The sequence below is a fragment of the Paenibacillus sp. GQ49 genome (assembly GCF_059759055.1).
The window spans coordinates 37,264-48,603 of the sequence record NZ_JCAXEL010000012.1 but is presented as its reverse complement, the minus strand read 5'-3'; the positions used below and the strand labels follow the sequence as shown (position 1 = coordinate 48,603).

Below are 11,340 nucleotides of genomic sequence, written 5' to 3'. Positions count from 1 at the left end.
GATGATGAAAAAAGGATGGATGATGCTGGGTACTGCTATGTTGGCAGGCGCCTTGCTTGGAGGTTGCGCGGAGAAGGATATGCTGGCTATGTCAGGAGATGAGATGATTGAGAAGGTTGTCTCAGCAGAAACAGAACCCGCCTCGTATTATGCGGAAGGTGTGATGAAGATATGGGCGGATGACAAGCTGACTAACACGATGCAAATTAAGGAATGGGTAGATGGTGAAACCGGACGAAAGCGCACGGAAACATCAGAGAATGGCAATGTCAGTTACGCAGTTAATGATGGAAAGAAGATCATCATATATGAAAAAGAAACAGGGGCAGCATATTCCATGGATGCATCATCCGTGTCACAACAACCTAATCAAACCCAGAAGCAAATATTGCTCGATCAACTAGAGCGGTTACGTACTACGCATGATGTGAATATGATAGGACAGGAGAAACTTCATGGACAGGACGTCATTCATATTGAATTGACACCAAAAGAAGAAGGCGCATTCTCCATATCTTCAGAGTATTGGGTAGATCCCAAAACGTGGATGATTGTCAAAGTAAACAGCGCGTATGGGGATGGAAAATCAGAAATGGTCTATGATCCGATTCAGTATGACCCTGAATTCACAAAGGATACTTTCGTAATTGACATCCCTGAGGAGGTCGATGTGAAGGACTTGACCGATATGATGCAGAATTCCGAAGTGACCCTAGAGGAAGCGGAAAAAGCGTTGGAACAGCCGTTCCTACAGGACATGAGTGGAGAATTCGAACTATCACGGATCGAAATGTCTACATTGCGCGGTGAGCTGAGCAGAGATGAAGTAACCTTGTATTATGTAAGTAACGACAAGGTAGAAGTCAGCCTGACGGTATTCAAGATGCCGGAAGAAAATGTGGACGATACACTAATACCGGATGAAGCCGAGATTAAGGTTCGTAACACCGAGGGTTCATATATGAAGAGCATTCGGAACATATCATGGAGTGAGAATGGCTTGCGGTACTCCATCATGGGTGAGAACGAAGGATGGACGAAAGAGAAGCTTCAAGCTTGGATAAATGAATTGAAGCTGCCTAATCATTCCTAATGATTTGATAAAGATGGTAATTATACGTCACTTTTATTGACATATAATGTGTAGCATATTAATCTGTAAGTATATGTACCAGATATGATCCAATTGAACAGAAGACACACGTTCGATGTGAGTTGAACGAGGAAGTGAATATAAGCGGATGATAACGAGCGGGAGAGACCTGGGTTAGCCGAGCAAAATGGCTAGTTTTCAGGCACCGAAGGAGCAAGCCGCTGCGCACCCGGCGCAGTGGTTAATCTCTCAGGTAAATGTACCATCGTTGGACGCAACTCTGGAGAGTGCGCGAACTGCGCCACCCAAGGGGTATATGATCAGTCAGCCCGGTGAACTTGTCTGTAATCGCAGGCAGTGCACCCTTGTCGTGAGACACTGTTGATCGTGAAACTCTCAGGTATCGAGGACAGAGAGAGGGCCTAAGGCCTTCTTCTGTCCTTTTTTGATGTCATCATACCCTAAATAAGGGCATTGTGGATGGAACTCCTGGATCGAAATGACGAATACATTTTACCAAGATGAATCATGATTAAATGGAGGGTTACAAGTGCGATTTAAAGATGTTTTCTCAATTATTGGTCCGTCGATGACGGGGCCTTCAAGTTCACATACAGCTGGTGCAGCAAGGTTAGGAAGAATTGCTCGTCAGTGGCTGGGATGTACGCCAGATCGTGCACGGCTGACGTTATACGGTTCATTCGCTGATACGTATCAGGGGCACGGAACAGATCTGGCACTGATCGGCGGTCTGCTGGATTATGTCACAGACGATCCGCGTATCCCGGATGCAGAACAATACGCAGAGGAAGCGGGCATGGAGGTTGAGTTCTATACAAGTGGCTTGCCTGCTCCTCATCCAAATACAGTCAAAATTGAGTTATGGCATGGAGAACGTGCCTGCTCCTTAATCGGTGCATCCATTGGTGGTGGAAGCGTATCGGTGCATTCGATGAATGATTTTCGTGTTCAGATTAGTGGTGAGTTTCCAACACTCGTTCTGCGACATGCGGACAAAGCAGGGGTGCTTGCATCCGTAACGTCCACGATCAGTTCATCCGGGGTTAACATCGGGTATATGCAGGTGGACCGGAAAGCCCGTGATGGCGAAGCACTTACCGCAATGGAAATGGATGGTGTGCCTAATCCTGATATGCTCAAGCGTCTAAGGGAGCTGGACCATGTGCTGGACATTCGTGTTATCGATTTGAAGAGAGGAGTTGATTCGGATGCGGTTTAAACATTTGCACGAACTGAATACGATCTGTACAGCGGAATCCAAAACCATTGCTCAGCTGATGATCGAGGAGCAGGTTCAGGAGACCAATACACCGGAAGCGGATGTTGTGAAGCAGATGTCTGAATATTATCAGGTGATGAAGGAAGCGGTACGCAAAGGGTTAACGGAAGATACGACATCACGCAGTGGATTAACAGGTGGAGACGGCAAAAAAATGGCCGAGTACATTCGCAAGGGTGAGACTTGTTCAGGAGATGCTTCCGCACTTGCCATGGCGTATGCCCTGTGTGTATCTGAAGTGAATGCCTCCATGGGTCGGATCGTGGCAACACCAACAGCCGGTTCCTGCGGCATCATCCCCGGTGTGTTTATTAGCACACAGGAGCGATTTGGCTGGACGGACGAACATTTGGTGAACGGGTTGTTCTGTGCGGGAGCGATTGGTTATGTTATTGCCAACAATTCATTTATCTCCGGGGCCGAAGGTGGCTGCCAGGCGGAAGTGGGTTCCGCGATCGGCATGGCTGCGGGTGCCATGGTTGAACTGCGTGGAGGTACACCGGAACAGGTCGTTCATGCCGTTGGTTTGGCGTTAAAAAATACACTGGGCCTTATCTGCGATCCGGTCGCAGGCCTTGTTGAAATCCCGTGCATCGTCCGTAATGGACTGGGTGCAGTTACGGCGCTGGCTGCGGCTGACATGGCCCTGGCCGGAGTGCGTAGTGCCATTCCGTCAGACGAAGTCATCGATGTCATGCTGGAGGTAGGCAGTGCGATGCCGAGCCGCCATCGGGAGACAGCCCAAGGCGGGTTGGCCCAGACGCCAACAGGCCGCAAAATGATGCAAAAGCTGGCTAAACCAAAGGCAAAGCGTGCAGAGCCTGAGCAGGAGTCGAAGCCAGTGGATTCTGACACAACTACAAGTGGGGCGGACAATGCTCAAGTGGACAAGGATACTCAGGTTTAAGCTGAACCGCACCGATATATAAATCAGTGACATTATGGTGTATAACGGCGAATACAAAATTACAAAACAAGCGTCCGCGAACCCGAATCCGGGTTATGCAGGACGCTTGTTTTATGCTGCCAGATGAAGCGAAGATAAGCTACTTAGATGTGACTTCAGATGAATGTGTATTATGACTCTAGTTCTGACTCACAGCCGTACTCAGTACGGCATATCCATACGCGGGCAGTTCAATGGCGAGTACGCCATCTTCCTTGGCGGTACGATGGTTTCCGCCGAATAACTCGGTCCACTCCTCGTCACCAGCCTCCAGCTCGACAATAGCCGTCTCTTCTGATCGATTGAACAGAACCAGAATGCGTTCCTCCTCATTTTGTCGCTCCAATACCAGTTGGCTGCCATCGGGACGAGCCTGCAGGAAACGAACGGTGCCTTCTGCACGCAAGGCAGGATGAGCATGACGCAGGGAGATCAGTTTCTGATAAAAGTCGAACAGTTCTCGGTCCTGCTTCGCTTCATCCCATTCCATGCATTTACGGCAGCCTGGATCATGTTCGCCGTCCATGCCAATCTCGTCTCCGTAATAGATGCACGGAGCGCCCATATAACTGAACTGGAATAACGCAGCCAGCTTCATCTTGCGCTGGTCGCCTTCACACAGCGTGAGCAGCCGCGGGGTATCGTGGCTGTCCAGCAAGTTGAACGCTACCTCGCTGGCTTGAAGCGGATAACGGGACAACTGTCGTCCGATGGAGTTCGCGAACTGTTCGGCGTGCATTGTATTTTTCACAAAGAAAGCATTCACGGCATCGGTAAACGGATAGTTCATGGACGCATCGAACTGGTCGCCTTGCAGCCAGGAGGAGGACTCGTTCCATACTTCGCCCAAAATGTAGGCATCCGGGTTAGCGGCTTTGACTACACGGCGGAAATCGCGCCAGAATGCATCGTCCACTTCGTCTGCCACATCCAGCCGCCATCCGTCCGCGCCCACTTCCTTGATCCAGTACTCAGCAACCTCCAGCAGATAGGCCTTAACTTCGGCATTCTCCGTATTCAGCTTTGGCATGTGCGCTTCGAATCCGAAGGTCTCATACGTTGGAATGCCATCCTTCACGTCCAGCGGGTATTCATGTACATGGAACCAGTCCTTGTATTTGGATTGTTCTCCGTTCTTCTGTACATCCACAAACGGCGCAAATGTCTTCCCGGAATGGTTGAACACAGCGTCCAGAAGTACGCGAATTCCGCGTGCATGGCACAGTTCGACCAGTCGTTTCACGGTATCTGCGTCACCAAAGTGCCGGTCTACCCGCAGGTAGTCTTCGGTATCGTATTTGTGATTGGTGGTGGCTTCAAAGATGGGTGTGAAGTAGATCGCATTAATGCCAAGATCGCTGATGTAATCCAGATGGTCGATCACGCCCTGAAGGTCACCGCCGAAGAAATTGAAAGGTGTTGGCTCGCCACCCCACGGCTCTACCTTTTCCGGACTAATATCCGGGTTGCCGTTGGCGAATCGTTCGGGAAAAATCTGATAGAACACCGCATCCTTAACCCATGCAGGGGGTGTGAATACAGCTCCGGCATGAATATAAGGGAACTGGAACATACGACCCGGATCGTCCGGTTCTTCTTCCTGGAAGCCCGTCTCGGTCATCCAGATCTGTTCGTCTCCGTTTTTGAGCAGAAAAGAGTATTTCAGTCGGTGGTAGGGAGGTTTCACCTCACCCTCGTAATAATCGAACATAGAGTCAGAGGTGAACTTTGTTAAGGGAACCAGCGCTTTGGTTGCATCCCACGCATATTTATCCCCGGTCAGGGCATGTACCTCGGTCAGATCATTCTTTTTGGCACGCAGGCGCAGATGGATTGTATCTTGGTCATAGGCATAGGCCCAGTTTCGTTTCGGTTGATGATAGATGGCTTCCAGCAGCATAATGAATTTCCTCCCGTCATGTGTAGATGTGATATGTACTTGGCAGACTTGATTAATATGACATTCCCCTCGTTAATGAATACGCTATAATTAGAATGTGTGGTAACGTAAAGGACTTCAACATTGTTTCAACAAGACATGAATCCATATGTTATATACAGCTTTTATCATGATAATGCTCAGATATATCATTAACCCAATGGGGGCAGAAAGGAAACGAATATTCGGATGAAAACCAAACTGTTATATATTGAAGATGATACGGAAATTGCGACTTGGGTCAGAGCCGATCTGGAGGAGCGCGGTTATGAGGTGGTATGGCTCGGCAGTGGTGAAGGTGCAGCGGAGGCTGCTGTTGGTTGTTCACTCATTATTCTGGATGTCATGCTGCCCGGGCTGGATGGATTTACGGTGGGCCAGCGACTGAAAAAAGAACATCCCGCCGTGCCCATTGTCATGCTCTCGGCCAGAACGTCCATTGACGACAAGTTGCATGGTCTCGATTTTGCTGATGACTATGTGACCAAACCATTTCACCCCGATGAACTGGCTGCCCGGATTGAAGTGCAACTGCGGAAGGCGGGAACTGCGGTCTCATCGGATACAGCCCTGAAGCTGGATCATCTCTCCATCTATGAGAAGGACAACCGGATCGTTAATGAGGAGACGGGAAATGAGATTATTTTATCGGGAAAACAGTTCCACATCTTCGCCTACCTGCTACGACATATGGGCATGATTCGCACGAAAGAGCAGATCTATGAAGCCGTCTGGAACGAGCCCTATCTGGATGGGGACAAAACTTTAATGGTACATATTCGGCATCTGCGCGAAAAGCTGGAGCTTGATCCGGCCAATCCGGTAGTTATTCAGACGGTCCGCGGTGTGGGATATCGTGTGAAGAAGCCATGATCCGGTTGTTCAGGGAACGGAAGATCATGAAGGGAGAACGAAGCATGGATCAAAAGCAATCTGGGCGGCGCAAGCTTCGCTTTGGGCGGTCCTTGATGTCCAGATACATCATCCTGATCTTGGCGGCTGTATTATTTGTCCCCGTCATTCTTCCGATCATGTCCATCATATATGTTGTCGTAGTGAATAACACGAATACGAATCAAGCTGCACCTTATGGTGACGTTACCCGGATCAGTAACCTCTGGTCGCTTGAAGCGGAGAACCTGGATGGTGCTTCGGATGAAGAGATTAAGGCCCGGTTGGAGCAATTACATGGCTCGTATCCCAAATCTTCCATGTATCGTGTGAATGCGAGCGGTGAGACCCTCTTTATTCTCGGTAGTGAAGATGTAACGCTTCTGAAATCCACGTCGCCGGATGGCAGGCCAGACACGACATTGAGATGGTCACTGGATTCTGGGCAGACGGCAGAGACCCGAATTCCAGCCTTATGGAATGTGAGCAATACGGTGCAATTCATGAAAGAAGCTTCCTTTCGCGATCCGCTGACCGTAGTTGCATATATTGGCGGAGCTGAGCAGGACAAAGGACAGGGATTCATGATCATTGAAGTGCCGCGGTCACTTCTGCAAATGAATCAGAGTAACGGGCTGCTGGAACTTTTGTATCTCGGCATTGTAATGATCATCATCTTTCTGAGCTTCATCATGATGTCGATTCTCTTCTTCGCACGCATTCGCAAACGACTTATTCGTTTGCAGACGGCCATGATGACCACAGGCAAGGAGGGTATCCCGCTTCCGGTAGATATCCGCCGGTCAGACGAGATCGGTCAACTGGAAGAATCCTTCAATCAGATGGTGCATCAACTGTCCGACAGCCGTCACCGTGAACGCGAGGAGGAACAATTGCGCAAACGTCTCATTGCGGGGCTTTCCCACGATCTGCGTACCCCGCTAACGGTGATTCGTGGACATATGCATGCTTTGCACAAGGAAGAGCTGAGCGAGCAAGGTGACCTTTCATTACATCGCATGGAAGCGAAGATGGAGGACCTCGGTGGGCTGATTGACAACATGTTATCCTACAATTTGCTCACGAGTGGGAAATATACGTTGAAGCTGGAAGAGAAAGATATACTGCGGATTGTCAGGGAAACGGCGGCGGCCTGGTACCCGGTCTGGGAGAAAGAGCAATTTGATATTGATATTGATCTCCCGGAGGAACCGCTGATCTGGCATATGGATGAACAGGGCATGCGCCGTATTATTGATAATTTGTTCCAAAACGTGATCCGTCATGCTGCCAGCGGGAAGTATATTGGCATATCAACCCAGGAGATTCAGGGTGAGACGGCTATTGTTATTCAGGATCGGGGTCCGGGAATGCAGCAGGAGTCCGACACAAAAGGCACAGGTCTGGGCTTATCCATTGTAGACCTGTTGATTCGTGAGATGGGTCTGCGCAAGCGGGTAGACAGTTCCGATACGGGTGTCCAGACATATATCTACAGTGGTAAGGGAAACAGGGAAACAACCAACCGCTGAAATAGCTTTTTTAAACTAAACTTAAACTGGAGACTACTTTGGCTTTAACCTTGGAAGGTTACGATAGTTCTGAGGTGATCATACAGTGAGTGAAAATATTATTCAAACGGCTAATCTATGGAAAACATACCGGGACCGTGCAGCGGTCCGTGAACTTGATCTGCATATTAAAAAGGGAGATATCTACGGCTTCCTCGGTCCCAACGGTGCCGGTAAAACAACAACGATTCGCATGCTTCTCGGCTTGATTAAACCAACCAAAGGTGTGATCCGTGTCTTTGACAAGGATATCCGCAAGGATCGCATGGATATTTTGCGCCGTGTGGGCTCTTTGGTCGAATACCCGTCCTATTACGGACATCTGAACGCAGTAGAGAATCTGGAAACTTTGCGCCGCATCATCAATGTACCCAAATCAAGAATTGCTGAAGTGCTGTCCATTGTAGATCTGACCAAGGATGCCAAACGTTCAGTGAAGGGGTATTCCCTTGGGATGAAGCAACGTCTGGGTATTGCCAGCGCTTTGCTGGGTGAACCGGAGCTGCTGATTCTGGACGAACCAACGAACGGGCTTGATCCTGCCGGTATTCAGGAGATTCGGGAACTGATCAAACGCATGCCTCTGGAACATGGCATTACCGTTCTGGTTTCCAGCCACTTGCTGAGTGAAGTTGAACAGATGGCAAGTCGTGTTGGTATCATCCGTGAAGGCAAGATGGTGCTTCAGGATACTATCGCAAGTCTGCATAGTCAGACGGGCAGCTCTATCCGGTTAACGGTTTCCGAGCCGGAAGAGGCTATGAAGCTGGCGAGAGAACAGGGACAATTTGGTCAGCAACAAGGTTCTGCGTTAACGTTCCCTTATATGGATAACAGTTCAGTGGCACTGCTTGTGCGCCGATTAATTGAGCAGGATCATGATGTGTATCGTGTAGAGGAACAGCGTCAGTCGCTGGAAGATCTGTTCATGCGGGTCATTGGCGAGGGGGCTTCCATATGACCGGGCGTGCATTATCGTCAGACTGGCTCAAGATTCGGGGGAAAGGGATCTGGTTTCTTGTTTTTCTGGCCCCTCTTGGATTGACAGCGATGCAGGCGCTTAATTTTGGCTTACGGCTGGACTATCTGAAAGAGCAGTATGCAGATAACCTGTGGGGCGGATTGCTCGGCAATGTGGTTGTCTTTGTGCCCTTGTCTCTGATGCTGGGAGCAACCATTCTCAGCTCCATGATCGCCAATGTTGAACATGAACAGGGATCGTGGAAACAGTTGCTCGCGATGCCGATTCCCAGACCGGCCGTGTATTTAGCCAAGTTCCTGCTTGCTTGTGTGCTGCTGGTGATCTCCTGCCTGCTGTTAACCGCAGGCATTGTGGGTCTGGGTCTGATCCTCGGATTCCATGCCAGCGAAATACCTTGGACACATGCGATCAAGCTGGGGCTATTGCCTTTGGCTGGTGCACTTCCGGTGTTGTCACTGGAGTTGTGGCTCACCATGGTTAACAAGAATCAGGCGCTTCCCGTCACCTTGGGCATCGTTCTCGCGATAACGGGTATGTTCTCACTCAGTATCTCACCGATCTTTCCGCTCGCATGGGCACAGATGGCCTGGAATGGGCCTAATCCATACCTGTATGCAGGCATGGGGGCAGGTCTGGGGTTATTAATCCTGTTGCTGGGTATGATGCATTTTAGCCGGAAGGATGTGGCCTGATATGAGCTTTGCAACAACGTACTTCCGAATCTTGTCCGCTGAACGATTGAAAATGAGCAAGTCCCCCATATGGCTCCTGATTCTGCTGAGTCCACTCATTGCGCTGCTCATCGGACTGTTGTCCACTCCATCGGGAAATTGGCAGGTATTGATGACCACGATGGTTTTCCTGCACGGATTGTTATTGTTACCGATGCTGACTGGCGTGTTTACGTCCTTTGTCTGCCGTTTTGAACATGCGGGTGGAGGGTGGAAGCAGATGTTGGTTTTACCGCTCACACGTTCAGGTGTATATGCAGGCAAATTGACGATTGTACTCATGCTTCTGGCGGGTACGCAAGTATTATTGCTGATGTCCATTCTGCTGGCAGGTATGATTCACGGCATTACGATGCCAGTACCTTGGGGATTCTTGGTAGGAAAACTGCTGCTTGGGTTGCTGGCCTGCGTACCCCTGGCTGCCCTGCAGATGTTCGTTTCATTGGTATGGAGCAGCTTTGCCGCACCGCTCGCACTGAATTTTGCATTGACCATACCAAATCTTCTCATTGTAAACTCGGCGACATATGGGCCGTATTATCCATGGGCACAACCGATGATTCTGATGACACCCGTGGACGGCGCAGGTTTCGGAGCCTACAACGTGCCACTGATGACGATGCTGGCGGTTGTTGGAGGCAGTGCTGTTATTTTTATTGGAATCGGCATGATGTATTTTGCAAAAAAAGAAATCTGAATAATCCCATACACACTTGGTTATCGTAGATCCAAATCCTCTTTAAGCAAAACATGCAAGCTCTATTGTATGTATGCTTCAGGAGGATTTTTTCTAATGTCTGACCCACCCATCATGAATGGTCAACTCCCGGATGATTTTGGCTGGTGCCCCGGCTACAAGTGTATTCTCGGGTACATCTTTGGTCACCGTGCTTCCTGCTGCCACAACTGCATTTCTGCCAATGGTCACTCCGGGCAGAATAAGCGCACCTGTACCAATCCAGGCATTATCCTGAATCACAATCCGCTTGGCAGTTTGGCTCCCGTCATCCAGCGAATCAATTCGGTGGTAGGCACTGTCGAATATGCTTGTTCGAGGACCAATCATGACGTTATTGCCGATGGTCACTTCAACGTTAGCGGCGATCCCGACTCCTGCATTAATCATGACGTCATCGCCAATCGTTAATCGCGCGCCTTTGACCACGGTTAACTGTGTTCCCCAAGGTTTGCCTATGATGTTAAGTCGCTTTCCTACCTGCAAGTCACCCAATCTATTCAGATAAACCTTACCCCTGATTCGTGGCAGCAGGCCCATAGAGGGCTGGATTTTACCAAAGATGGCCAAGCCTCTTAGTTTACCGTAAGCAATTTTAAATCTGTTGGGCAGCATGCTTCATCCGTCCTCTCCGTAGTCAAAAAACGTTTTTTAACGATTATAGCCTTTTTGATACAAATTGTATCGTTAATTTTATATCAAGGCATCGCAAGAGCAGATGATCTCTCTTTCTTTGAGAAGCTTTGTTTCAGGCGGGATATCCAATGAAACATCCGTTTGCAGCGTTTATGTCAGGAGATTATGGGGATTAAGGTGTCTGATGTTCTTTAAAATTTACAAAGGGCGCATGGACGCCAAATAAGATGTCCTGAGTTCTTTAGAAAATCGTATAGCCATTTGCCAGGATCAGCTGACTTGGAATTGAACTTCAAGCTTGTTAGAGGCTTACATTGATCCTTATAACTTTTCTTCCCTTGAAGTTACCTCCTGAGTAATATCAAAATTCCAAGTATCACCTCACACATCATGTGAATTGAATCATAGATTGTAATTAAAATGAGACGAGAATCTGGTAAAATAAAAAAAGCTGTTTCTAGGCAGGCTTACATGGTTATTCGAGGGTAGGGCCATTTTAGTGAGGGGTAATTAAA

10 protein-coding genes and 2 riboswitches are annotated in these 11,340 nt (G+C 48.9%); of the genes, 8 read left to right on the top strand and 2 right to left on the bottom strand.

Translation table 11 applies throughout. The features are described 5' to 3' along the window. Position 1 precedes the first annotated feature (1 nt). The 3 genes from AC6CIF_RS19965 to sdaAA all read left to right on the top strand — a co-directional run bounded on the left by AC6CIF_RS19965 (position 2) and on the right by sdaAA (position 3,300). Positions 2 to 1,093, top strand: a complete 1,092-nt coding sequence (locus AC6CIF_RS19965; RefSeq protein ID WP_498201288.1) for a LolA family protein — start codon at positions 2 to 4, stop codon at positions 1,091 to 1,093. A gap of 149 nt (positions 1,094 to 1,242) precedes the next feature. Continuing rightward, a riboswitch (glycine riboswitch) is annotated at positions 1,243 to 1,367 on the top strand. 4 nt (positions 1,368 to 1,371) lie between these two features. After that, positions 1,372 to 1,508, top strand: a riboswitch (glycine riboswitch). A gap of 135 nt (positions 1,509 to 1,643) precedes the next feature. Further along, positions 1,644 to 2,333 carry an L-serine ammonia-lyase, iron-sulfur-dependent subunit beta gene (gene sdaAB / locus AC6CIF_RS19960; RefSeq protein ID WP_074093257.1) on the top strand — a complete coding sequence of 230 codons (690 nt, stop codon included), beginning with the start codon at positions 1,644 to 1,646 and terminating at the stop codon, positions 2,331 to 2,333. Beyond that, entirely contained in the window at positions 2,323 to 3,300 is a 978-nt protein-coding gene (sdaAA, locus tag AC6CIF_RS19955) for an L-serine ammonia-lyase, iron-sulfur-dependent, subunit alpha (protein ID WP_498201287.1), read from the top strand. The genes sdaAB and sdaAA overlap by 11 nt, the downstream gene beginning before the upstream one ends. 178 nt (positions 3,301 to 3,478) lie before the next feature. On the opposite strand, the gene AC6CIF_RS19950 is transcribed toward sdaAA, so the two are convergent. Then, a complete protein-coding gene (locus AC6CIF_RS19950; protein ID WP_498201286.1) occupies positions 3,479 to 5,239 on the bottom strand; it encodes an alpha-glycosidase in 1,761 nt (586 codons plus the stop codon). 228 nt (positions 5,240 to 5,467) lie between these two features. On the opposite strand from AC6CIF_RS19950, the gene AC6CIF_RS19945 reads away from it, so the two are divergent. From AC6CIF_RS19945 to AC6CIF_RS19925, 5 genes are all read left to right on the top strand, one after another. Next, positions 5,468 to 6,151, top strand: a complete 684-nt coding sequence (locus AC6CIF_RS19945) for a response regulator transcription factor (RefSeq protein ID WP_339298980.1) — start codon at positions 5,468 to 5,470, stop codon at positions 6,149 to 6,151. Between the two features lie 44 nt (positions 6,152 to 6,195). Then, positions 6,196 to 7,701 carry a HAMP domain-containing sensor histidine kinase gene (locus AC6CIF_RS19940; protein ID WP_498201285.1) on the top strand — a complete coding sequence of 502 codons (1,506 nt, stop codon included), beginning with the start codon at positions 6,196 to 6,198 and terminating at the stop codon, positions 7,699 to 7,701. Positions 7,702 to 7,786: 85 nt separating this feature from the next. Continuing rightward, the gene (locus AC6CIF_RS19935; protein ID WP_036672188.1) at positions 7,787 to 8,701 is read left to right on the top strand and encodes an ABC transporter ATP-binding protein; all 915 of its coding nucleotides are present in this window, start codon (positions 7,787 to 7,789) and stop codon (positions 8,699 to 8,701) included. Further along, positions 8,698 to 9,414, top strand: a complete 717-nt coding sequence (locus AC6CIF_RS19930) for an ABC transporter permease (RefSeq protein WP_036672187.1) — start codon at positions 8,698 to 8,700, stop codon at positions 9,412 to 9,414. Before AC6CIF_RS19935 ends, AC6CIF_RS19930 begins: the two co-directional genes overlap by 4 nt. Position 9,415: 1 nt before the next feature. Next, complete coding sequence (locus tag AC6CIF_RS19925) at positions 9,416 to 10,150, top strand: ABC transporter permease (RefSeq protein WP_498201284.1); 735 nt, start codon at positions 9,416 to 9,418, stop codon at positions 10,148 to 10,150. 93 nt (positions 10,151 to 10,243) lie between these two features. On the opposite strand, the gene AC6CIF_RS19920 is transcribed toward AC6CIF_RS19925, so the two are convergent. Further along, positions 10,244 to 10,804, bottom strand: coding sequence for an acyltransferase (locus AC6CIF_RS19920; protein ID WP_076215950.1), 561 nt, complete (start codon positions 10,802 to 10,804; stop codon positions 10,244 to 10,246). Between the last annotated feature and the right edge of the window lie 536 nt (positions 10,805 to 11,340).

What these genes read in the sequence shown, in the direction of transcription:
- AC6CIF_RS19965 (WP_498201288.1), top strand. Translation starts at nt 2, where the DNA reads ATGATGAAAAAAGGATGGATGATGCTGGGTACTGCTATGTTGGCAGGC.
- sdaAA (WP_498201287.1), top strand. Translation starts at nt 2,323, where the DNA reads ATGCGGTTTAAACATTTGCACGAACTGAATACGATCTGTACAGCGGAA.
- AC6CIF_RS19950 (WP_498201286.1), bottom strand. Translation starts at nt 5,239, where the DNA reads ATGCTGCTGGAAGCCATCTATCATCAACCGAAACGAAACTGGGCCTAT.
- AC6CIF_RS19945 (WP_339298980.1), top strand. Translation starts at nt 5,468, where the DNA reads ATGAAAACCAAACTGTTATATATTGAAGATGATACGGAAATTGCGACT.
- AC6CIF_RS19940 (WP_498201285.1), top strand. Translation starts at nt 6,196, where the DNA reads ATGGATCAAAAGCAATCTGGGCGGCGCAAGCTTCGCTTTGGGCGGTCC.
- AC6CIF_RS19930 (WP_036672187.1), top strand. Translation starts at nt 8,698, where the DNA reads ATGACCGGGCGTGCATTATCGTCAGACTGGCTCAAGATTCGGGGGAAA.
- AC6CIF_RS19925 (WP_498201284.1), top strand. Translation starts at nt 9,416, where the DNA reads ATGAGCTTTGCAACAACGTACTTCCGAATCTTGTCCGCTGAACGATTG.
- AC6CIF_RS19920 (WP_076215950.1), bottom strand. Translation starts at nt 10,804, where the DNA reads ATGCTGCCCAACAGATTTAAAATTGCTTACGGTAAACTAAGAGGCTTG.